Raw genomic sequence first — 21,981 nt, 5'->3', positions numbered from 1 at the left:
AGCAAGCGTAGCCGGCTCCAAATGAAAGTGCCGCCTCAGTGATGGGCGGCACGCGCGCGATTACTATGAAAGAGGCCGGCCCTGTCAACGGTTCTATGCTCGGCGCGCGCGCGCGGCTGCTCTGCGCGACACCGTCAAACCGCTGATGTCCCGATCGTTCAGTCGGCCTTTTTCCTTGCGCGGCGGGGGGCGGCCATGCTCCAGCCTCGGGCGGATTTTAGTCAGCGAGGGAGATCGCGATGAGCACGGTCAAGGAACGCCTGGAGGCTCTGGGCCTCACCCGGCCGAAGGCGGCGGCGCCGGTGGCGAACTACGTGCCGTTCGTGCGCACGGGCACGCTCGTGGTGATCTCCGGCCAGATCTGCTTCGGCACGGACGGCAAGCTCGCCGCCGAGCACACGGGCAAGGTCGGCGGCAACGTCTCGGCCGAGGCCGGCAAGGCGGCCGCCCGGCTCTGCGCCCTCAACGTGCTCGCCCAGCTCGAGGCCGCGGTGGGCGACCTCGACCGCGCGGTGGTCCAATGCGTGCGACTCGGCGGCTTCATCAACGCGGCGCCGGGCTTCTCGGCGGTGGCCGGCGTCATGAACGGCGCCTCCGACCTGATGGTCGAGCTGCTCGGCGATCGCGGGCGCCACGCCCGCTCGACCGTCGGCGTGGCGGAGCTGCCCCTCGACGCTGCCGTCGAGGTCGAGGCCATGTTCGAGGTCCGGTAGGCATGGCCGCGCCGGACTGGCTCACCGCACGGCCGATCGCCCATCGCGGGCTTCATGACCGCGCGGCGGGCCGGCCGGAGAACACCCTGGCGGCAGCCCGGGCGGCGGTGGCCGGCGGCTTCGCCATCGAGTGCGACGTGCAACTGAGTGCCGACGGCGAGGCGATGGTGTTCCACGACGTCGCCCTCGGGCGGCTGACGGAAGCGAGCGAATCCGTCGCGTCGAAATCCGCGGCCGCACTCGGGCGCCTTGGGATCGCCGGCACCGCCGAGACGATGCCGACGCTGCCGGCCTTCCTGGCGGCGGTGGACGGCGCCGTTCCGGTGGTGATCGAGGTCAAGTCCCGCTACGACGGCGACCTGCGGCTCGCCACCCGCGCCGCCAAAGTCGCGGCGGCCTACAAGGGCCCGGTGGCTTTAAAATCCTTCGACCCGCAGATCGTCGCGGCCCTGCGGGACCTCTGCCCGCCGACGGTCCCGCGCGGGATCGTGGCGGAGACCACGCAGGACGACCCGATCTACGCGGCGCTCCCGCCGAGCGCCCGCCTGGGTTTGTCCGACCTCCTGCACTTCGCCGAGACGCGGCCGGATTTCCTGTCCTGGCGCGTCGACGACCTGCCCTGCGCGTCGACCTATCTGTGCCGGCTGCTCGGCCGGATCCCGGTGATGACTTGGACGGTCCGGACCGAGGATCAGCGAGCCCGCGCGGGCACGCATGCGGACCAGATGGTGTTCGAGGGGTTCGTGCCGTGAAGCGAAGGCTGTTCGTCGGCCTGACGGCGTTCCTGATCACCGCCGGACCGGCCAGGGCGGCCGATCCCTGCGCCGGCGCGACCCAGATGGATCTGAACGCCTGCGCCGGGGCCGCGTACGACCGCGCGGATACGGCGATGAACCAGGCGTATACCCGGCTGATGAAGCAGATCGGCCCCAAGGCGAAGGACGGTTTGCGCGCGGCCCAGAAGGCCTGGCTGCCGTTCCGGGACGCGAGCTGCGCCCTGGAGGCGATGGGCGTCGAGGGCGGCTCCATGCAGCCGCAGGTCCGCGCGGACTGCTTGGCGCGTGTCACGGCCGCGCGAACCTCGGTACTGAACGGGTATCTGACCTGCAGCGAGGGCGACGTCACCTGCGTCGGCCGGTTCGGCGAGTGAAGCGCCTGGGCTTCGTCGTCGGCCAACGGATGTGAAAGCGGTTTCGTTAGGCGCCCGGTTGAAAGGCTGCCATCGCCGCCGCGCGCATCCGCCCGCTTGCTCCGCTCCGGACACCGGCTAGACTCGCGCCCATGAAGCAAGCACCCGGGCCGATGCCGGAGACCCCCACGCTCACCGTGCGGGCGCTGCCCGGATTGAAGGACATCGGCGCGGCGGAATGGGATGCCTGCGCCTTCTCCCCCGAGACCCTGGCGGCCGGCGACGAGACGCATAACCCTTTCGTGTCGCACGCTTTCCTGTCGGCGCTGGAGGATTCGGGCTGCGTCTCCCGCAGGACCGGCTGGCTGCCGCTCCACGTCTCCGTGGAGCGCGACGGCGCGCGCCTGGGCGTGGTGCCCTGCTATCTGAAGACGCACAGCCAGGGCGAGTACGTGTTCGACCACGGCTGGGCCGATGCCTACGAGCGGGCCGGCGGCGAATACTACCCCAAGCTCCAGGTGAGCGTGCCGTTCACCCCCGTGACCGGCCCGCGCTTCCTGATCGCCCCGGGCGCCGATCCCGATGAGGCCACCGCCGGCCTCGTCGCGGGGCTGCGGGCCCTGCGGGCCGAGACCAAGGCCTCCTCGATCCACGTCACCTTCATGCGCGAGGCCGAATGGGACCGGGCCGGCGCAGCGGGCTTCCTGCAGCGCACCGACCAGCAGTTCCACTGGCAGAACGACGGCTACGCGCGCTTCGACGACTTCCTCGCCGCCCTGGCCTCGCGCAAGCGCAAGACCATCCGCAAGGAGCGCCGCGACGCGCTCGCACCCGGCATCACCGTGGAGCACCTGACCGGCGCGGACATCACCGAGGCGCACTGGGACGCATTCTACGCCTTCTACACGGACACCGGCTCCCGCAAGTGGGGGCGGCCCTACCTCAATCGCCGGTTCTTCTCGCTCCTGTCGGAGCGGATGGCCGACCGCGTGCTGCTGGTGATGGCCAAGCGCAACGATGCCTACATCGCCGGCGCGATCAACCTGATCGGCGACACGGCGCTCTACGGACGCAACTGGGGGTGCATCGAGGATCACCCCTTCCTGCACTTCGAGGTCTGCTACTATCAGGCGATCGATTTCGCGATTGCCCGCGGCCTGAAGCGCGTCGAGGCGGGCGCCCAGGGCGAGCACAAGCTCGCCCGCGGCTACCGGCCGGTCCTGATGCATTCGGCCCACGACATCGCCGACCCAGCCCTGCGCCGCGCCGTGGCCGATTACTTGCAGCGAGAGCGCGCCCACGTCGCCGAGGCGGTGGATGTCCTCGACACGCTGACGCCGTTCCGGCGTACGGATGAGGGCGGCGCCTGCGACGGCGCGGCGCGTCCCGAGGCCTCGCCTTCGAAGACCGTCCCTTCCGAGACATCACCCCCCGAGAGTTCCGAGACATGAGCCCGATCGACCACATCAAGACCTATGCCGACGAGCTGACGGCCCTGCGCCGCGATCTGCACGCCCATCCGGAGCTCGGCTTTGAGGAGGTGCGCACCGCCGGCATCGTGGCCGATCTCCTCGAGAAATTCGGCTGCGAGGTGCATCGCGGCGTCGGCGGCACCGGGGTGGTAGGCCTGCTCAAGGGCCGCACCGACAACGGGAAACGCATCGGCCTGCGCGCCGACATGGACGCCCTGCCCATCGAGGAGGAGACCAACCTCCCCTACCGCTCGACCTATGCCGGCAAGATGCACGCCTGCGGCCATGACGGGCACACCACGATGCTGGTCGGCGCCGCTCGCTACCTCGCCGAGACCCGCGATTTCGACGGCACCGCGGTGTTCGTGTTTCAGCCGGCCGAGGAAGGCCGCGGCGGCGCCCGGGCCATGCTGAAGGACGGGCTGTTCGAGCGCTTCCCCTGCGACGAGATCTACGGGCTGCACAACCAGCCCGGCGGCGGCCACGGCATGATCAAGCTGCGGCCCGGGCCGATCATGGCGGCGGCCGACTTCTTCGACATTCATATCCGCGGCAAGGGCATCCACGCCGCCCAGCCGCATCGCGGCACCGACCCGATCATCATCGCCACCGGGCTCGCCCAGGCGCTCCAGTCGATTGTCTCGCGCAATGCCGACCCGCTGAAGTCGATCGTGCTGTCGATCACCCGGATCGAGGCGGGCTCCGCCTACAACGTGATCCCGGAGACGGCGCATCTCGCCGGCACCATCCGCACCTTCGACAAGGAGATCCGGGCGCTCGCCGGCACCCGCATGCGCGAGCTGGCAGCGGGCTTCGCCGCAGCCTACGGCGCCGAGGTCACGGTTGACCTGCAGGACGTGTTCTCCGTGCTGGAGAACGCCCCCGAGCAGGCGGCGGCGGCCACGGAGGTCGCCACCGAGTTGTTGGGCGCCGACAAGGTCGAGGCGAATGTTGTCCCCAAGATGGGCAGCGAGGATTTCGCCGACATGACCATGGCGGTGCCCGGTGCCTATGTCTGGCTCGGCGCGAATCCCGGCCCGGGCCTGCACAATGCCGGCTACAACTTCGACGACTCGATCATCCCGATCGGCAGCGCCTTCCTGGCGCGGATGGTCGAGCGCCGCACGGCGGCCTGATCAACGGGCCAGGATCGCCGCGGCGCTCAGATCGCGGCGACCCTGGCCCTCAGGGCGGTCATCGCTCGGGTGAAGAGCGCGGGCTCGCCGAGGGCCCGCGCCAGGACGATCGCCCCCTGGATCTGGGCCACGACCTCCTCCGCCAGAGCGACGCTCGCCGCGTCGTCCCGGCCCGATCGCTTCAGGGCGTCGGCCAGCGCCGCCACCCAGCGCGCGAAGTAGCTTTGCACCGCCTCGGCGAAGCGCTCGCGCTCCGAGCCGAGCGCCACGACGCCCACGAGGCAGACCCGCCGGCCGGAGCGGAAATACGCCTCGACGGCGTCGAACATGGCCGACACCGCCTCGGCCGGCGAGTCTGCCTCGCGAAGCGGCGCGTACAGGTTGGCCTCGAACCACGCGTCGATCTCGGCCAGCACGCAGGCCGCCATCTCGGCTTTCCCGCCGGGGAAGAGGTTGTACAGGCTCCCCTTGCCCAGCCCGGTTGCCTGGCTGATCAGCGCCAGGCTGGCGCCCTCATAGCCGTGCTCGCGAAACACCTCCGCCAGCACGGGGAGCAGCCCGGCCCGGCCGGTCACAGCCGTCAGAGGCCGAGATCGCTGAGGCCCGGATGGTCGTCGGGGCGGCGGCCCAGCGGCCAGTGGAACTTCCGTTCGGACTCCTTGATCGACAGGTCGTTGATGCTGGCGATACGCCGGCGCATCAGGCCGTGCGCGTCGAACTCCCAGTTCTCATTGCCGTAGGACCGGAACCAGTGTCCCTCCGCGTCGTGCCACTCATAGGCGAAGCGCACGGCGATGCGGTCGCCCCCGAAGGTCCAGAGCTCCTTGATCAGCCGATAATCGAGTTCCTTCGCCCACTTGCGCTGGAGGAACGCCACGATGGCCTCGCGGCCTGTGAGGAACTCGCTGCGGTTCCGCCAGACGCTGTCCGGCGTGTAGGCGAGCGACACGCGCTCCGGGTCGCGCCCGTTCCAGGCGTCCTCGGCCATTCGGGCCTTCTGGGCCGCGGTCTCGGCGGTATAGGGCGGAAATGGGGGGCGGTCCGACATCGTGCTCATCCGTGCGCATGTTTGTACCGATCGGTACAAACATGCTCCGATTCGACGGCGCGCGTCAAATGGTTCGCCCTGTCGGGTGGTGGGGTGCCGTGCGTGTCGACAGGCCGGCGGAACGGTGCGACTCTCGCCCTGTCGTGCCGCAGACCAACGCGCGCCGGGACCGGAGGGGAGCCATGTCGCCGGAAATACGGGAGTCGCGCGCCGCTCTCATCCTGCTTGCAGCCTCGGTCGGGGCGGTCCTGCTCTTCGGTGCCTTCACGCTGCTGACGCAGCTCGGCTAGACCGGGAGCCGTCGGCGCGGCTTGCGTCAGATCGCGACGGGGGGCTTCAGCGTGCCGATCCCCACGGGATCGAAGGCCGCGCTCTTGATGATCGCGTAGACGGGGCTGTCCGGCACGAGGCCGAGTTCACGGACGGCCGCCGCGGTCAGGCGCGCGGCGATCGGCGCCCCATTGCAGTCGATCTCCACCAGGATCTCCGTGCCGGACGACGTCAGCGCGCTGACACGGCCCGTGAGGATGTTGCGCGCGCTGAGGCCTCGGGGACGCTCGGTGGCGACCAGCACGTCCCGGGCGGGGATGCGCACCCGCAGGCGCGCCCCCGGCGCGCGCGCCGGTCCCGGCACCAGCAGCTGGCCCGCGGCTCCGGTCAAGCGCGTCAGGCCGGTCTCCGGATCCCGGTCCGCCACGACCATGTCGAGCAACGCGCCAGCCTCGGCCTCGTGGATCGGCACGAGGTCGGCGCGGCGCAGGATCGCCTCCGCGGGGCCGGTGGCGGCCACGCGCCCCGCCTCCAGCACAACCACCGTGGTGGCGAGCCGCGCCACCTCCGAGACGGCGTGGCTGACATAGACGATCGGCACCCCAGCCTCGTCGCGCAGGCGCTCGATATAGGGCAGGATCTCGGCCTTGCGGGCCTCGTCCAGCGCCGCCAGCGGCTCGTCCATCAGCAGGAGGCGGGGCCGGGCAAGCAGCGCCCGGCCGATCGCGACCCGCTGCCGCTCGCCCCCCGAGAGCCCCGCCGGCCGTCGGTCGAGCAGATGGCCGATACCGAGCATCTCGGTCACCGACGCGAAGGCCGCCGGATCAGGCCCGTGCCGCGCGAAGACGCGACCGTAGCCGAGATTGGTCCGCACGCTCAGATGCGGGAACAGCCGCGCATCCTGGAACACGACGCCCACGCGGCGCCGATGCGGCGGCAGGAACAATCCGGCGGCGGTATCGACCAGCGCGGCGCCGTCGACCGCGATCCGGCCCCGGTCTGGCCGGGCGAGCCCGGCGATCAGGTCGATCAGCGTCGTCTTTCCCGAACCCGAGCGCCCGAACAGGGCGGTGAGCCCCGGCCCGGCCGCGAAGGTGGTTTCGAGGGCGAATGCCCCGCGCCGAAGCTGGACGTCGACTTGGATGCTCACGCGGTGCGACTCGCGTAACAGGGGGCGCGGCGCGCTCCGGCGCCGGTTCGGACGCGCGCGCCATGATCACGGTCCACCATCTCGAGAACAGCCGCTCGCAGCGCGTGCTCTGGCTGCTGGAGGAACTCGGCCTGCCCTACCGGGTGCGTCGCTACGCCCGCGACCCGCGGACCCTGCGCGCCCCGCCGGAGCTCGTCGCCGTCCACCCGCTGGGCAAGTCGCCGGTGATCACGGAGGACGGGACGGTGGTCGCCGAGACAGGGGCGATCGTGACCTATCTCACCGGCAAGGCCGGCGGCGCGCTGGTACCCGTCCCGGGGACGGAGGCGCATGCGCGCTACGTCTACTGGCTGCATTACGCCGAAGGGTCGGCGATGCCGCCGCTTCTGCTCAAGCTGATCTTCTCCCGCTTGGCCCCCAGCAGTCCGTGGCTGCTGCGTCCCCTGGTGAGCCGGATCGCCGGGCGCGTGCTCCAGGGTTTCGTCGATCCGGATCTGCGCCGGCATGCGGCCTACTGGGAGACGGAGCTCACCGGCCGTCCCTATTTCTGCGGCATGGAATTCACCGCCGCCGACATCATGATGAGCTTCCCGCTGGAGGCCTTCGCGGCGCGCGGCACGGGGGCCGGGCCGCAGGTCGAGGCATGGCTCGCGCGCATCCACGCCCGCCCGGCCTATCAGCGCGCGCTGCAGGCGGGAGGTCCCTACGCGTACGCCTGAAGCCGTGTCGGCTGGCGCGATCACCGCGTGTCCGATCGTCAATCCGGGACGCCACCGGTGAGACCGAAATCCTGATGCGCGGCCGGTGCTCAGCCTTGGCGTGTCGGCGGCTCTGGATCCCGGGATCCGCGCCGCAGCCCCGGGATGACGGAGGTCTGCGCCTGCCGCGCCAACGATCGGCCGAAGGACGGCATTGCGGACTCCCTGCCTTCCAGACGTACGCTGGATGGTACGGGATCGCACCTTCGACGGGCAGCGGATCGATGCCGTCATGTCAGCCCGCTCCCAGCCGCCGCGCTGCCCGGGCCGCCAGGAACTCGGACACGAGCAGCGCGGTCACCGACAGGGCGATCGAGATCAGGGTGAGGCGCAGGGCCGGCCCCTCGCCGCCGGGAACCTGCGTCAGCGTGTAGATGGCCGACGGCAGCGTCTGGGTCTCGCCCGGGATGTTGGACACGAAGGTGATGGTCGCGCCGAATTCGCCCATCGCCTTGGCGAAGGCCAGCACGGCCCCCGCGATGCAGCCGGGCAGGCTCAGCGGCACGGTCACGGTCAGGAACACAGCGAGCGGGCTCGCGCCAAGGGTTGCCGCCGCCTGCTCCAGCCGCCGGTCCACCGCCTCGATCGACAGCCGCATGGCCCGCACCATGAGGGGAAATCCCATGATCGCGCAGGCCAGCGCCGCCCCGGTCCAGCGAAACGAGAAGACGAGGCCGACCTCGGCGAGCGCGCTGCCGAACAGGCCACGTCGGCCGAAGGTCAGCAGCAGCAGGTAGCCGGTCACCACCGGAGGCAGGATCAGCGGCAGGTGGACCAGCCCGTCGAGGAGCGCGCGTCCGGGAAACCGGCGCCGGGCGAGCAGCCACGCCACGGCGAGGCCCGGACCCAGGCTCGCGAGCGTCGCCACCGCCGCAACCCGCAGGCTCAGGGCGACGGCGGTCCATTCCTCCGGGGTGAAGCCGAGCACGGCGGCGCGGCGACGCTAACGGCCGGCGCTCTGCGCCCCGATGACCGTGAAGCCCTGGCGCTCGAAGGCGCCCCGAGCCCCCGGGCCGCGCAGGAAGATCAGCAGGGCGGCGGCGTCCGGGTTGTGCGAGTCCTTGAGAAGGGCGGCGGGATAGACGATCGGCGGATGGCTGTCGGCGGGGAAGGTCGCCTCCACGTGGACGCTCGGATCGGCGGCCGCATCCGTGGCGTAGACGATGCCGAGCGGAGCCTCGCCGCGGGCGACGAGCAGCAGGGCGGCGCGCACGTTCTCAGCCTGCGCGACCTGCCCCTTCACCGCATCCCAGGCGCCGAGCTTCTCAAGGGCGGCCTTGCCGTACTTGCCGGCCGGGACGGCATCGATGGTCGCCATGGCGAGCTTCCCGCCGCCGAGCATGTGCGTCAGCGTGGTCCCGAGATCCGGCGCCAGGGCGATCCGCGGGTCCGAACCCGGGTTCCGGCGGCCGGGCGCGATCAGCACCAGCGCGTTGCGCAGGAGATCGAAGCGGGAGTTCGGCTTCAGCAGCCCCGACTTCTCGACGTAATCCATCCAGGCCCGGTCCGCCGAGATGAACAGGTCCGCCGGAGCGCCCGCCTCAATCTGCCTGGCCAGGGCATTCGAGCCCGCATAGGAGATCCGGGCGGTCTTGCCGGTCTCCTTCGTCCAGGCGGCCGACGCCGCGTCCAGCGCGTTCTTCAGGCTCGCAGCGGCGAACACCACGACCGGCTCGCCCGCACGCGCCGGCGGGGCTGTGGGACCGAGCGCCAGCGTGCCGAGGACGAGGGCGGCCACGATCCGTCGGGTCAGGCGCATGCGGTGCGTATCCCTGTCGCAACCCGTTATATCCGGCCGGGTACGACGGTGATCATAGTGAGGCCAGACCGTGCGGCCAAGGGCGGCCGCACAGGCCCGCGGCGGGCTCAGCCGTGCTGGGGCTCGGGACGGTCCTTCGGGGCCGCTTCGGCGCGATGCAGACGGCTGAGAAGAACGAGGAGGTGACCCGGCAGCGGCCCGTCCGGCGCTGGCCCGCCGAAGATCCGCTCGCGCGGCCTGGAAGGCGCGGACGTATCGTTGACGACCACGGGCCCGCGGGGGCCGGAACGCCTGGACTTGGTCACGCTGTACGCACCCTGCTCAATCGTGATTCACGGAAAAAGCCGGCAAAAACGTCGGTCCAGGCAGCGGGTTCCGCACGCCTTCGAAGATCCTATGGTTAACGCGTGAACACAGTGCCGCATTCCTGGGCGTTCGCCGTTCCGAATCGCGACGACACGTCTGGGCTCCCGATGCCCGTCGTCACCAAGTGCGGATGTCGCGCCGCTCGGTCGGCTCGGCCTCCGCCAAGCTGGTCATGTCGGCCGCCACAAGCAACGCCCAGAGTGTCGCCACACCGGTGGTGACCAGCGCGACGGCGACGCTGATGAGGAAAGGCGAGTTCATGGGCGTCGTGTCATCTGGCAAAACTGGCGCGCCGTGTCGCTAAAAATCGGCGCGCCTGAGTTGAGGGTCCGGCCTTGGGAGAGCCGAAACTGTTTAAGCACACCGACCGGCTCCGGACACTGATTTAGGTGCGCGAACTCACAAGTATTGCCGGCTGTGTCTGGCTGGCCACAAGAGGTCGTGGGTTCCGCGGCGAGCGGCGTTTCGGGCCGCCGTCGGATTTCTTCGCCTCCGCCTCTGGGATGTGGCGCGTCCCGGCGTTACAGCCCAGAACCATGCTCGAAGGCTTGCCGCCCCACCGCCCGTCCCACGTCCTGCGCCTGCTGACCGACGAACGTTCGGCCCGGGCCATGACCGATCTGCTGGGCGAGATGTTCGACCCGACCGAGACCGCGGTGGCGGCCTTCGAGGATGAGGACGGACGCACGTGGCGGCTCGAAGCCTACTTCGCCGACGAACCCGACGAGGATTACGTCCGCGCCCTGATCCGGCCAGTGATCGGCGATGCCGCCGACGCGGCCGAATTCCGCACGATCGCGCAGCAGGATTGGGTCCGCGCCTCGCTGGAAGGGCTGAAGCCCGTCCGCGCCGGGCGCTTCGTCGTCCACGGCTCGCACGATCGCGACACGGTGCGGGCGAACGACCTGCCCATCGAGATCGAGGCGGCCCTGGCCTTCGGCACGGGCCATCACGGGACGACGCTGGGCTGCCTCCGGGCTTTGGTCTCCGAGCTGAAGCGGCGCCGTCCGGCCCATGTCCTGGACGTCGGCACCGGCACCGGCATCCTCGCCTTCGCCGCCGCCAAGGCCTTGCGGCAGCCCGTGGTGGCGGGCGATCTCGATGCCGAGGCGGTGCGCACCGCGCGCGAGAACGCCCGAGCCAACGGCCTCGGCCCCTATCTCAAGCTGTACCAGGGGCCGGGGGTGCGCCATCAGCTTGCGGCCCGGCCGCGGCACTTCGACCTGGTCTTCGCCAACATCCTGGCGCGTCCCCTGCGGCTGCTTGCCCCGACCCTGGCGGGGGTGGTCGCCCCGGAAGGCGTCTTGGTCCTGTCGGGCCTGATCGAGCGCGACGTGTCCGGCGTTCTCTCGGCCTACCGGGCCCAGGGCTTCTCGCTGGTGCGTCGCGGCCTGATCGAGGGCTGGGTCGCCCTTGTCCTGATGCGGGGCGGTGCGGCCCGACGCCCGCGGCGCTGAACCGGAGACCGGTGGCCGCGTTTTCCTGGCATGAGCCAGACGTCGCTCCACCACCCGCCGGCGGATCCGATCACGGAAGGCGCCCGCGCGCGGGCCCAGGGCCGACCGAAGGACGCCTGCCCCTATCCGGCGCATTCGGCGGCGCGCACGGCCTGGCTTGAGGGCTATGACGGCGCGCCGGTCGATCGCGCGCCCGATCTGCCGGTCAGAAACGGCTGATCGGAACCGCGCCGCAGATCCTACTGCCGCGCCGTGCGCAATCGTCCGGCGGATGTCGGCCCCTGCGGTTGCGTATCCGGCTGAGGTGCCGGCTCGATCCCATCCGCTTGCGCCACAGGCGCGCCGAGCGCCGCCATCAGGACGCGCAGGCCTTCGATCCACTCCTCCAGTTCGGCGAGGGATTCGAAGCCGTCGCGGCGGACCACTGTGTCCGGCTCGATCGTCACGACCGCGTCGAAGCGGCCGTCCGCTCTGTCGCTGATCCGATAATAAACACGGCGGGGCATGCCTCAGGAATAAGCCAAATTCGGCTGCGTGATAAGATTGCTCGCGATTTTTAATCCCAAAATTAGGATGTGCCGCTTCGATTGCCGCGCAGTTGCGAGCCGGGTCCGGCGGGCGCTAGGCTCGCCCCATGACCGAACTCGATCCGACCGCACCGCGCCGGCGCTTCCAGACCTTCGACGATCCGAGCCATCGCAAGGGGCCCGAGCGCATCGAGGCCCTGCGCGCCGGCCTGCGGGAGACCGGGCTCGACGGCTTCGTCGTGCCGCGGGGCGACGAGCACCAGTCGGAATATGTCCCCGCCGATGCCGAGCGTCTCGCGTGGCTGACCGGCTTCACCGGCTCGGCCGGCACCGCCGTGATCCTGATGGAATCCGCCGCGCTGGTGGTGGACGGCCGCTACACTTTGCAGGCGCCCGAGCAGGTCGAAACCGGCCTGGTGACGGTCGTGCCGCTCGCCGAAACGACGGCCGAAGGCTGGATCGGCGCCAACCTCAAGCGCGATCAGGTGCTCGGCTACGATCCCTGGCTGCATACGCCGGATGGGCTCGCGCGGCTGGAGCGCGCGGTCACGAAAGCGGGCGGTACGGTGCGGGCCGTGCCGAACCTCGTCGACGCGGTCTGGGCCGGACGGCCGAAGCCGGCCGCCGGGCCGGTGGTCGTCCAGCCGGACGCGCTCGCGGGCGAGACGGCCGCCGACAAGCTCGCCCGGGTGCGCGCGGCCCTCGCGGAGGGCGGCTGCGATGCCCTCGTGATCTCCGACCCGCACAATCTCGCCTGGGCGTTCAACCTGCGCGGCTCCGATGTCGGGCATACGCCGCTCGCGCTCGGCTACGCGATCCTGCCGCGCGCGGGCGCGGCGCGGCTGTTTCTGGTCTCGCCGAACGTCGATCCGGCCCTGCGCGCTGCGCTGGCCCCGATCGCCGGGATTCTGTCCCGATCGGACCTCGACGATGGGCTGGCCTCCCTGGCCGGCGTCCGCGTCCGGCTGGACGCCGCGACCGGGGCGGTCGCTCTCAAGGAGAAGATCGAGGCGGCCGGCGGCACCGCCGATGTCGGCAAGGACCCGATCACCGCCATGAAGGCGGTCAAGAACGCCGCCGAGGTGGCGGGCGCGCGCGCCGCCCATATCCGCGACGGGGCAAGCGTCGTGCGCTTCCTGGCCTGGCTCGACGGGGCGGCCGCGTCCGGCGGCGTGACCGAGATCGCCGCGGTCGAGGCGCTGGAGGATTTCCGCGCCGCCGGCGGCGACCTGCGCGATGTCTCGTTCCCGACGATCTCGGGCTCCGGCCCGAACGGGGCGATCGTCCATTATCGGGTCACCCGCGCCAGCGATCGGACGGTCCGGCCCGGCGAGCTGTTCCTGATCGATTCCGGCGCACAATACCCGGACGGCACCACCGACATCACCCGTACGGTCGCGGTGGGCGAGCCGAGCGCCGAGATGCGCGACCGCTTCACCCGGGTCCTCAAGGGCCATGTCGCCATCGCGCGCGCGGTCTTCCCGACGGGCACGACCGGCGCGCAGATCGACGCCTTCGCCCGGGCGCCGCTCTGGCAGGCGGGGCTCGATTTCGATCACGGCACCGGCCACGGGGTCGGCGCCTTCCTGTCGGTGCATGAGGGTCCGCAGCGCATCGCCAAGACCGGCACGGTGCCGCTGGAGGCCGGCATGATCCTGTCGAACGAGCCCGGCTACTACGCGAGCGGCGCCTACGGCATCCGGATCGAGAATCTCGTGCTGGTTGAGCCCCGTCCGATGTCCGGAGGCGAGCGGCCGATGCTCGGCTTCGAGACCCTGACGCTTGCCCCCTACGACCGGCGACTGATCGAGCCGGCTCTCCTCGACCCGGGAGAGCGCGCCTGGATCGACGCCTATCATGCGCGGGTCCGCGAGACCCTGGCGCCCGGCCTCGACGCCGAGGCGCGCGCCTGGCTGGAGCGCGCCACTGCGCCGCTCCCGGCCTGACGTCGCGGCCTGCCGCCACAAGCGCCTTCCGTGCTAAGCGGTTCGGACACGGAATAGCCCGCGCCGGGCCGGACATCGCCGCGCGTGAAACCGCGCCGGCCCTGCGCGCGAAGGGACAGCATGATCCGTCGCCTTGCCTTCCTGATCCTGGCTCTGACTGCAAGCCTCTCCGCCGCGGCGGCGCAGGGTCTGCAATCGAGCTTCCGCACGCCGCCCGACCTCGTGCGGTCGAGCCTGGTGGCCGAGCCTGTCGCGGTGGCGGGTGCGCAGCCGTTCACCCTCGCCGTGCGCATGGAGGTGAAGCCCGGCTGGCACGTCTACTGGCGCAATCCGGGCGATTCCGGCCTGCCGCCGGAGGTGACCTGGACCCTGCCGGCGGGGTTCAACGCCGGGGCGATCCGGTGGCCGGCGCCGGAGCGCATCCCGATCGCCACGCTGATGAACTACGGCTACGAGGGCGAGGTCACGCTCCTCGTGCCGGTGACCCCGCCGCCGAGCCTCGACCCGGCCGACCCGGTGCAGATCCGGGCGAAGCTCACCTATCTCGTCTGCGAGACCGAGTGCGTGCCGGGCTCCGCCGACCTTGCGCTGACGCTGCCGGTGGCCGAGCCCCGGCCCGATCCGGACAAGGCCGCGCTGTTCGCCCGCGCCCGGGCCGCCCTGCCCGTCCCGCCGCTCTGGCCGCTGCATCTCGCAAGTCAGGGCGACACGCTGCGGCTCGATTTCGCAGCAACCGGCCTCAAGCCGGATGCTGTCCGGAACGCCGCGTTCTTCCCCTATTCCGAGACGGCGATCGACAACGCCGCCGCGCAGGTGATGTCGGTCGATGAGGCCGGCCTGCACCTCACCCTCGCCCGCAGCAGCCCGACCGAGCCGGCGCCCGCCGCGCTGCCGGGCGTCCTCACCCTCGAGGAGGTCACCGATGCTGGTCCCCGCCGGCTCGCCTTCGCGTATGGCGACGAGCCGGTCTTGCCGACGGCGGCTCCGGCCACGACGCTGGAAGCGCCCGCGGCACGGGCGATCGCGCCCGATTTCGACGCGCTGACGCTCGCGACCGCGGCGGCCTTCGCGTTCCTCGGCGGCCTGATCCTCAACTTGATGCCGTGCGTCTTCCCGGTCCTGTCGATCAAGGTTCTCGGCCTGATCCGGCATGCCGGCGAGAGCCCGGGCCGGCTGCGTCTCCACGGCCTGGCCTACACGGCGGGCGTGCTGGCGAGCTTCCTGGGCCTCGCAGCGCTGCTGATCGCCCTGAAGGGTGGCGGGGCGGCGATCGGCTGGGGCTTTCAGCTGCAATCGCCGGACGTGGTGGCGGGGCTGGCCTATCTGTTGTTCGCGATGGGCCTCAGCCTGTCGGGCGTCGTCCATGTCGGCGGCCGGCTTGCCGGCCTCGGAGACGGCCTCGCCCGGCGCGCGGGCCTGAGCGGCTCGTTCTTCACGGGCGTGCTCGCGACGCTCGTGGCTACGCCCTGCACGGCGCCGTTCATGGGCTCGGCGGTGGGCTTCGCGCTGACCCAGAGCGCCGGCGTGGCGCTCGCGGTGTTCGCGAGCCTCGGCCTCGGTCTCGCCCTGCCCTTCCTCGCGCTGACACTCTGGCCGCCGGCCCTGCGGGCGCTGCCGCGGCCCGGCGCCTGGATGGAGGTTCTCAAGCAGATCCTGGCCTTCCCTGTCTACGCAACGGTGGCGTGGCTGGTCTGGGTGCTGGCGCAGCAGGTCGATCCGCGCGGGCTGCTGGCGGCGCTGATCGGGCTGGTTCTGGTCGGCTTCGCCGCCTGGGCCTGGGAGCGCGGACGCGCCGCCGCGCCCCGCACCGGTCGGATCGCCCAGGCCGCCGCAATCCTGGCGATCGTCGCCGTCGGGGCCCTCGCCGTGACCCTCCCGCAGCAGCGCATGCTCCCGTCGGCGCAGGCCGCTGCCGACGGGATCGAGCCGTTCACGCAGGCGCGCCTCGACTCGCTGGTAAGCGCCCGCCGCCCGGTCTTCATCGATATGACGGCGGCGTGGTGCATCACCTGCGCGGTGAACGAGGCGACCTCGCTCAACACCAAAGCCGTGCGGGCGGCGATGGCGGAGCGCGGCGTGACCTACATGAAGGGCGACTGGACCAACCAGAATCCCGAGATCACCCGCCTGCTGGAGAAGTACGGGCGCAGCGGCGTGCCGCTCTACCTGCTTTATGCCGGGACCGGGGAGCCCCAGGTGCTGCCGCAGATCCTGACCGAGGGAACGGTTCTGGCGGCGCTGGACGCGGTCCCGACCGCGTCCGGCCGGAGCGCGGCGCTGGCCCGCTGAGCCTTTCCGGGGTCCGAGCCCCTAGGGCATCGATGCGCTCGGTCGCAGTCTTCGCGAGCGGAGTGAAGCAATCCAGCAGCGCCACGCCAACCGGCCGCGCGCCGCCCCGGGACACGTCGCTGAACGCGTGACGACGGCGCGCCGGACCGAAGTTCCTTTCGGACAGCCCGTGCGGCCGCCTCACGCCTCCAGCGAGAAGGTCTCGTCGAAGGCGTAGCCCGAGCCGCGGACCGTGCGGATCGGATCGGCCTGGCGCGGGCCGTTCAGCGCCTTGCGCAGGCGCCCGACATGCACGTCCACCGTGCGCTCGTCGATGTAGACGTCGTGGCCCCAGACCCCGTCGAGGAGCTGCTCGCGGGAGAAGACCCGGCCCGGGGCCAGCATCAGGAATTCCAGCAGCCGGAACTCGGTCGGGCCGAGATGCAGCTCCTCGCCGCCGCGGCGGACGCGGTGGCCGGTGCGGTCGAGTTCGAGATCGCCGGCGGCCAGCCGGTCCGAGCTGTGGGCAGGCTTGGCCCGGCGCAGCAGCGCGCGGATCCGGGCCAGCAGCTCCGGCACGGAGAACGGCTTGACGATGTAGTCGTCGGCGCCTGTGCCGAGACCGCGAATCCGGTCGCCCTCCTCGCCGCGGGCGGTGAGCATGATCACCGGCAGCCGCTCGGTCTCCCGGCGCGCCCGGATCCGGCGGCAGAGCTCGATCCCCGAGAGGCCGGGCAGCATCCAGTCGAGCAGGACGAGATCGGGAATCCGCTCGGCCAGGAGCAGCTCCGCATCGTCGCCGCGGGCCGCCGCGTCGACGAGGAAGCCCTCGGCCTCAAGGTTGTAGCGCAGCAGCGTGGTCAGCGCCTCCTCGTCCTCGACGATCAGGACTTGCATGCTCACGTTCGAAGACCCGTTCCCGAGGCGGCGCCACACAGCCTGCCGACACCCCGACGCGCATCGGAGCGGACGTGCAGGCGGAGGGTGCGGGAGGCGCCGCTCAGCCTCAACCCGCACCCTCCGATTCTCCGACCGCGCCCCACAGGAGAGAGCGCAGGCCGGCGCGTGAAATCAGGCCGGCCCGCCTACGGAGCCTGCACCCCGTCCACGGTCGCGTAGTTCGACGCGTCGTTTTTCGGCCGGTCGCCCGCCAGCGTCTCGCCGGTGGCGAGGTAGTGGATCGTCTCGGCGATGTTGGTGGTGTGGTCGCCGATCCGCTCGACGTTCTTGGCGCAGAACAGCAGATGCGTGCAGAACGAGATGTTGCGCGGATCCTCCATCATGTAGGTCAGGAGTTCGCGGAACAGGGAATTGTACAGGGCGTCGATCTCGCCGTCGCGCTCCCAGACATCGTGGGCCGCCTGGACGTCGCGGCTCGCATAGGCGTCGAGCACGTCCTTGAGCTGACCCTCGGCGAGGTCGCTCATGTGGCGGACGCCGAGCACGATCTTCTGGGCCGGCGCCTGGTCGGAGATCGCCACCACCCGCTTGGCGACGTTCTTCGCGAGATCGCCGATCCGCTCGAGATCGCCGGAGACGCGGATCGCCGAGATGGTCTCGCGCAGGTCGATGGCCAGGGGCTGGCGCCGGGCGATCAGCAGGACCGCGCGCTCTTCGATGTCCCGCTGCAGCGCGTCGAGGCGCTTGTCGGCGAGGATCACCGCCTGGGCGAGCGTGTCGTCCCGGCGCACGAGGGCGTCGGTCGCCTCAGCGGTCATCTTCTCGGCCACGCCGCCCATCTCCGAGATCGAGCGACGCAGGTTCTCCAGGTCGGTGTCGTAGGAGGTGACGATATGGCCGGGCATGGCGGATCCTTCGATGGGGTCCCGGGGACGGCCCTCCGGGAGGCTTGCGGGATCCGCCGGCGCGCTGGAGACGCGATGCGGCGGTCCCGGGACCGGAGCGGCCCGGCAGACTAGCCGAACCGGCCGGTGATGTAGTCCTGCGTGCGGCGTTCCGTCGGGTTCATGAACATCCGGTTGGTCGGACCGAACTCGACGAGCTGTCCCAGATACATGAAGGCGGTGAACTGCGAGATGCGCGCCGCCTGCTGCATGTTGTGGGTGACGATCACGATGGTGAACTCGTCGCGCAGCTGCTCGATCAGCTCCTCGATGCGGCCCGTGGAGATCGGGTCGAGGGCCGAGGTCGGCTCGTCGAACAGGATCACCTCCGGCTTCTGCGCCACCGTCCGGGCGATGCACAGGCGCTGCTGCTGGCCGCCCGACAGGCCGGTCCCCGCCTGACGGAGCTTATCCTTCACCTCGTCCCAGAGGGCGGCCTTGCGCAGAGATTCCTCGATCCGGCCGTCGAGCTCGGATTTCGGCAGCTTCTCGTAGAGGCGCAGGCCGAAGGCCACGTTGTCGTAGATCGACATCGGGAACGGCGTCGGCTTCTGGAACACCATGCCGATGCGCGAGCGCAGCTCGTTCAGGTCGACGGAGGGGCTGAGGATGTTCTCGCCGTCGAGCAGGATCTCGCCCTCGGCGCGCTGCTCCGGATAGAGGCTGTAGATCCGGTTGAAGCAGCGCAGCAGGGTGGACTTGCCGCAGCCGGAGGGGCCGATCAGCGCCGTGACCTGCCGGTCATGGAAGTCGAGGTTGACGTCCTTCAGGCCGTGGAAGCTGCCGTAGTAGAAGTTCAGGTCCTTCACGGCGATCCGCACGGGTCCGCCCTCGTCGGCGCGGTTGCGGTTCAGCTCGACCGTGGGGATCGCGGAGGCGGCGTTCATCGTCGTGTCCTCGAAAGGGGTCTCAGCGCGAAGTCTGCGGCTTGATCACGAGGCGCGCGATGATCGACAGCACCAGGATGGTCGCGGTGATCAGAAGCGCGCCCGCCCAGGCGAGCCCCTGCCAGTTCGGATAGGGCGACAGAGCGAACTGGTAGATCATCACCGGCAGGTTCGCGACGCCGCCCATCAGGTTGGCGGAGAACCAGGAATTGTTGTTGAGCGCCGTGAACAGCAGCGGCGCGGTCTCGCCGGCGATGCGCGCCAGCGCCAGGATGATGCCGGTGACGATGCCGGCCGAGGCCGCGCGCCAGGTCACGCTGGTGATCACCGTCGAGGGCGGCGCCCCGAGGGCCGCGCCGGCCTCCCGCAGGGTGCCGGGGACGAGGCGCAGCATGTCCTCGGTGGTGCGCACGATCACCGGCACGGCGATGATCGCGAGCGCCACGCCGCCGGCCCAGCCCGAGTAGGTCCCCATCGGCCGCACCATCAGCGTGTAGACGAACAGCCCGATCAGGATCGACGGCGCCGAGAGCAGGATGTCATTGAGGAACCGGATCAGCGCCGCGAGCTTCGAGCCGCGCCCGTACTCGGCGAGGTAGGTCCCCGCCATGACGCCGATCGGCGTCGCGATCAGGATGCCGATCCCGGTCAGGACGAGGCTGCCGAGGATCGCGTTGGCGATGCCGCCGCCCTCTGAACCCGGACCCGGGGTCGGGTTGGTGAACAGGGTCGGCGTGAAGCCACGCACGCCCTGGACGATCAGCATCACCAGGATCGAGCCCAGGACCAGGGCGCCCACCAGGGTCGCGCCGGTACAGGCGATCCGCAGGGCCCGGTCGGCGACGCGGCGGCCGCGGCGGACACGACCGGAACGGCGCCCGGTGGTCGTGGTGATCGTGTTGGAAGCGTCCATCGCGCGGGCTCCTCAGGCGGACTGGACGCGGCGCGTCAGCAGCCGGGCGATGATGAGCACCACGAAGGTGATCACGAACAGGATGCAGCCCAGGGCCATCAGCGCGTTCAGCTGGAGGCCGTCCGCCTCGTTGAACTCGTTGGCGATGCGCGACGCGATGGTGGAACTCGGGTCGAAGATCGAGGCCGAGAGGCGGTTGGCGTTGCCGACCACGAAGGTCACCGCCATCGTCTCGCCGAGGGCCCGGCCGAGCCCGAGCATGATCGCGCCGATGATCGAGACCGCGGCCTGCGGCACCAGCACGTGGCGCACGACCTCCCAGGTGGTGCAGCCGATCCCGTAGGCGCTCTCGCGCAGCACGGTCGGGATCTGGTCGAGCATGTCGCGGGCGATCGAGGCGATGAACGGGACGATCATGATCGCCAGGATGATGCCGGCGGTGAGCACGCCGACGCCGGACGGCACGCGAGCGTAGAACAACGTGCCGATGATCGGCATGCCTTCGACGAGGTTCGAGACCGGGATTTGCACGAAGCGCGCGAAGAGCGGCGCGAACACGAACAGGCCCCACATGCCGTAGATGATGCTCGGCACGGCGGCGAGCAGCTCGATCGTCATGGCGACCGGCTTGCGCGCCCAGCCCGGGCAGAGCTGCGTCAGGTAGACCGCGATCCCGAGGGAGACGGGTACGCCGATCAGCAGTGCCAGGAAGGCGGAGGCGACGGTCCCGAGCACCGCGACCAGGGCACCATACTGCTCGGTCCCGACGTTCCAGGCGCTCGAGGTCAGGAATCCGAAGCCGAACTCGCGGAAGGCGGGCCAGCCGCCGTACAGGATCGAGCCGAGGATCCCGGCGAGGACGAGGAGCACCAGCAGCGCGGCGCCGTACGAGCAGGTCCGGAACAGGGTGTCGAGGCTGCGGCTCGGCGCCTTCCGCGCGGTCGCAGCACGCGTTCGGCCAAGGGCGATCGATTCTGTCAAAGCGGGCATCCGCGGTTCTCTGCGAAGGGTGGCGTGGTAGCGCGGTGCGTTCCCGGAAGCGAGGGAGGAGGTTGTCACCTCCTCCCGGCCACGCTCACATGTTGAAGACAGGCTTACCGTCCTTGCCCTTCACGTCTTTCCACTCCTGGTGGATGAGCTCGACGACGTTGTCCGGCAGCGGCACATAGTCGAGATCGGTGGCGAGCTTGTCGCCGTTCTTGTAGGCCCAGTCGAAGAACTTGAGCACGTCGGCGGCCTTGGCCGGATCGGCCGCATCCTTGTGGATCAGGATGAAGGTCGCCGCCGTGATCGGCCACGCGTCATCGCCCGGCTGGTTGGTCAGCGAGATGCCGAAGCCCGGGGCGGCTTTCCAGTCGGCGCTCGCGGCCGCGGCCTGGAACGCCTTGTCGTCCGGCTGCGGGTACTTGCCGGCCTTGTTCTGCAGCAGGGCGTAGGAGAGCTTGTTCTGCTTGGCATAGGCCGACTCGACGTAGCCGATCGCGTTCGGGACCTGCTTCACGGTGGCGGTCACACCCTCGTTGCCCTTGCCGCCCTGACCCACCGGCCAGGAGATCGTGGTGGCCGCGCCGTATTCCTTCTTCCAGGTGTCGGACGACTGGGAGAGGTAGGTGGTGAAGATGTTGGTCGTGCCGGACGCATCCGAGCGGTAGACCGGCGTGATGTTGGAATCGGGGAGCTTCAGCCCGTCATTGAGCTTCGCGATCCGCGGATCCGACCATTTGGCGATCTTGCCGGCGTAGATGTCGGCCAGGATGTCGCCGGTGAGCTTGAGCTTGCCCGGCTCAATCCCGGGGATGTTCACCACCGGCACGACGCCGCCCATCACGGTCGGGAACTGGACGAGGCCGTCCTTGGCGAGCTGCTCGGCCTTCAGCGGCGCGTCCGTGGCGCCGAAATCGACGGTCTTGGCCTGGATCTGCTTGATGCCGCCGCCGGAGCCGATCGACTGATAGTTGAGGCCCGAGCCGGTCTCCTTGCGATAGGCTTCGGCCCACTTCGAGTAGACCGGGAAGGGGAACGTGGCCCCGGCTCCGGTGATGTCGGCGGCGAGCGCCGCGGACGCCAGCTGAACCGTCGCGAGGCCGACGGCGAGCGCGTAAGCGAAGGGTCTCAAGGGATTCTCCGTTGCCGTCGGGCAAGAGCCTGCGCCGCTCCGCCGGCAAGCCCATGCCCGCGGCAGAGCTCTGCGGCCGATCTTCCGAAGAGACCCAGCGCCGGCCGCCCGATGGCTGGGCGGTTACGACAGGGAGATGACACCGGGATGACACCGCAGCCGCAAGTCGGGCGGCACGGTTCATCGACCTCGTGCGTTCAATACCGGCAATCGTCTCGGAAG

General features: G+C 70.5%; 23 protein-coding genes. 10 read left to right on the top strand and 13 right to left on the bottom strand.

Annotated elements, in window-relative coordinates; genetic code table 11:
• Nucleotides 1–239 precede the first annotated feature (239 nt).
• The 5 genes from AC3WSN_RS02720 to AC3WSN_RS02700 all read left to right on the top strand — a co-directional run bounded on the left by AC3WSN_RS02720 (nt 240) and on the right by AC3WSN_RS02700 (nt 4,450).
• On the top strand, nt 240–713 hold the full coding sequence (locus tag AC3WSN_RS02720) for a RidA family protein (protein WP_492536158.1): 474 nt from the start codon (nt 240–242) through the stop codon (nt 711–713).
• 2 nt (nt 714–715) lie between these two features.
• Nucleotides 716–1,465, top strand: coding sequence for a glycerophosphodiester phosphodiesterase family protein (locus tag AC3WSN_RS02715; protein WP_492536156.1), 750 nt, complete (start codon nt 716–718; stop codon nt 1,463–1,465).
• Nucleotides 1,462–1,863, top strand: a complete 402-nt coding sequence (locus AC3WSN_RS02710; protein WP_492536154.1) for a lysozyme inhibitor LprI family protein — start codon at nt 1,462–1,464, stop codon at nt 1,861–1,863. Before AC3WSN_RS02715 ends, AC3WSN_RS02710 begins: the two co-directional genes overlap by 4 nt.
• A 131-nt stretch (nt 1,864–1,994) precedes the next feature.
• The gene (locus AC3WSN_RS02705; protein WP_492536153.1) at nt 1,995–3,293 is read left to right on the top strand and encodes a GNAT family N-acetyltransferase; all 1,299 of its coding nucleotides are present in this window, start codon (nt 1,995–1,997) and stop codon (nt 3,291–3,293) included.
• Nucleotides 3,290–4,450, top strand: a complete 1,161-nt coding sequence (locus tag AC3WSN_RS02700) for a M20 aminoacylase family protein (RefSeq protein WP_492536151.1) — start codon at nt 3,290–3,292, stop codon at nt 4,448–4,450. The genes AC3WSN_RS02705 and AC3WSN_RS02700 overlap by 4 nt, the downstream gene beginning before the upstream one ends.
• A 26-nt stretch (nt 4,451–4,476) precedes the next feature.
• On the opposite strand, the gene AC3WSN_RS02695 is transcribed toward AC3WSN_RS02700, so the two are convergent.
• From AC3WSN_RS02695 to modC, 3 genes are all read right to left on the bottom strand, one after another.
• Nucleotides 4,477–5,025: a TetR/AcrR family transcriptional regulator gene (locus tag AC3WSN_RS02695; RefSeq protein ID WP_492536149.1), complete on the bottom strand. Its 549-nt coding sequence runs from the start codon at nt 5,023–5,025 to the stop codon at nt 4,477–4,479.
• Between the two features lie 5 nt (nt 5,026–5,030).
• Complete coding sequence (locus tag AC3WSN_RS02690) at nt 5,031–5,498, bottom strand: nuclear transport factor 2 family protein (RefSeq protein ID WP_209578372.1); 468 nt, start codon at nt 5,496–5,498, stop codon at nt 5,031–5,033.
• Between the two features lie 316 nt (nt 5,499–5,814).
• On the bottom strand, nt 5,815–6,918 hold the full coding sequence (modC, locus tag AC3WSN_RS02685) for a molybdenum ABC transporter ATP-binding protein (RefSeq protein WP_492536147.1): 1,104 nt from the start codon (nt 6,916–6,918) through the stop codon (nt 5,815–5,817).
• A 62-nt stretch (nt 6,919–6,980) separates the two neighbouring features.
• On the opposite strand from modC, the gene AC3WSN_RS02680 reads away from it, so the two are divergent.
• On the top strand, nt 6,981–7,637 hold the full coding sequence (locus AC3WSN_RS02680; RefSeq protein ID WP_492536145.1) for a glutathione S-transferase: 657 nt from the start codon (nt 6,981–6,983) through the stop codon (nt 7,635–7,637).
• Nucleotides 7,638–7,911: 274 nt separating this feature from the next.
• Here the strand turns inward: AC3WSN_RS02680 and modB are convergent, their stop codons facing one another.
• The 3 genes from modB to AC3WSN_RS02665 all read right to left on the bottom strand — a co-directional run bounded on the left by modB (nt 7,912) and on the right by AC3WSN_RS02665 (nt 10,062).
• The gene (gene modB / locus AC3WSN_RS02675; protein ID WP_492536143.1) at nt 7,912–8,604 is read right to left on the bottom strand and encodes a molybdate ABC transporter permease subunit; all 693 of its coding nucleotides are present in this window, start codon (nt 8,602–8,604) and stop codon (nt 7,912–7,914) included.
• A gap of 15 nt (nt 8,605–8,619) precedes the next feature.
• The gene (gene modA / locus AC3WSN_RS02670; RefSeq protein ID WP_492536141.1) at nt 8,620–9,435 is read right to left on the bottom strand and encodes a molybdate ABC transporter substrate-binding protein; all 816 of its coding nucleotides are present in this window, start codon (nt 9,433–9,435) and stop codon (nt 8,620–8,622) included.
• A 483-nt stretch (nt 9,436–9,918) separates the two neighbouring features.
• Nucleotides 9,919–10,062, bottom strand: a complete 144-nt coding sequence (locus tag AC3WSN_RS02665; RefSeq protein ID WP_192708544.1) for a hypothetical protein — start codon at nt 10,060–10,062, stop codon at nt 9,919–9,921.
• 275 nt (nt 10,063–10,337) lie between these two features.
• Here AC3WSN_RS02665 and AC3WSN_RS02660 point away from each other — a divergent pair, with 275 nt between their 5' ends.
• Together AC3WSN_RS02660 and rmf are read left to right on the top strand one after the other, a co-directional pair.
• Nucleotides 10,338–11,258: a 50S ribosomal protein L11 methyltransferase gene (locus tag AC3WSN_RS02660; RefSeq protein WP_192708543.1), complete on the top strand. Its 921-nt coding sequence runs from the start codon at nt 10,338–10,340 to the stop codon at nt 11,256–11,258.
• Nucleotides 11,259–11,288: 30 nt separating this feature from the next.
• Nucleotides 11,289–11,477: a ribosome modulation factor gene (rmf, locus tag AC3WSN_RS02655; protein ID WP_192708542.1), complete on the top strand. Its 189-nt coding sequence runs from the start codon at nt 11,289–11,291 to the stop codon at nt 11,475–11,477.
• Between the two features lie 20 nt (nt 11,478–11,497).
• On the opposite strand, the gene AC3WSN_RS02650 is transcribed toward rmf, so the two are convergent.
• Entirely contained in the window at nt 11,498–11,704 is a 207-nt protein-coding gene (locus tag AC3WSN_RS02650) for a hypothetical protein (protein WP_373622352.1), read from the bottom strand.
• A 188-nt stretch (nt 11,705–11,892) separates the two neighbouring features.
• Here AC3WSN_RS02650 and AC3WSN_RS02645 point away from each other — a divergent pair, with 188 nt between their 5' ends.
• Nucleotides 11,893–13,731, top strand: coding sequence for an aminopeptidase P family protein (locus tag AC3WSN_RS02645; protein ID WP_492536138.1), 1,839 nt, complete (start codon nt 11,893–11,895; stop codon nt 13,729–13,731).
• A 120-nt stretch (nt 13,732–13,851) separates the two neighbouring features.
• On the top strand, nt 13,852–16,020 hold the full coding sequence (locus AC3WSN_RS02640) for a protein-disulfide reductase DsbD family protein (RefSeq protein WP_492536136.1): 2,169 nt from the start codon (nt 13,852–13,854) through the stop codon (nt 16,018–16,020).
• Between the two features lie 180 nt (nt 16,021–16,200).
• Here the strand turns inward: AC3WSN_RS02640 and phoB are convergent, their stop codons facing one another.
• The 6 genes from phoB to pstS form a co-directional block, all read right to left on the bottom strand.
• Complete coding sequence (gene phoB / locus AC3WSN_RS02635) at nt 16,201–16,896, bottom strand: phosphate regulon transcriptional regulator PhoB (RefSeq protein ID WP_192708787.1); 696 nt, start codon at nt 16,894–16,896, stop codon at nt 16,201–16,203.
• Between the two features lie 188 nt (nt 16,897–17,084).
• Nucleotides 17,085–17,804: a phosphate signaling complex protein PhoU gene (phoU, locus tag AC3WSN_RS02630; RefSeq protein WP_192708539.1), complete on the bottom strand. Its 720-nt coding sequence runs from the start codon at nt 17,802–17,804 to the stop codon at nt 17,085–17,087.
• A 110-nt stretch (nt 17,805–17,914) separates the two neighbouring features.
• Nucleotides 17,915–18,730, bottom strand: a complete 816-nt coding sequence (gene pstB, locus AC3WSN_RS02625; RefSeq protein WP_192708538.1) for a phosphate ABC transporter ATP-binding protein PstB — start codon at nt 18,728–18,730, stop codon at nt 17,915–17,917.
• A gap of 22 nt (nt 18,731–18,752) precedes the next feature.
• Nucleotides 18,753–19,643 (bottom strand): phosphate ABC transporter permease PstA, encoded by an 891-nt coding sequence (gene pstA, locus AC3WSN_RS02620; protein ID WP_492536133.1) that lies wholly within the window; start codon nt 19,641–19,643, stop codon nt 18,753–18,755.
• Between the two features lie 12 nt (nt 19,644–19,655).
• On the bottom strand, nt 19,656–20,633 hold the full coding sequence (pstC, locus tag AC3WSN_RS02615) for a phosphate ABC transporter permease subunit PstC (RefSeq protein ID WP_192708536.1): 978 nt from the start codon (nt 20,631–20,633) through the stop codon (nt 19,656–19,658).
• A gap of 85 nt (nt 20,634–20,718) precedes the next feature.
• Nucleotides 20,719–21,759, bottom strand: coding sequence for a phosphate ABC transporter substrate-binding protein PstS (gene pstS, locus AC3WSN_RS02610; protein WP_192708535.1), 1,041 nt, complete (start codon nt 21,757–21,759; stop codon nt 20,719–20,721).
• Nucleotides 21,760–21,981: the final 222 nt, after the last annotated feature.

Source organism: Methylobacterium sp. FW102-HT35C08, assembly GCF_058790235.1.
Note: the sequence above shows the minus strand (reverse complement) of the source record. Positions and strands in the feature narration are given on the sequence as shown.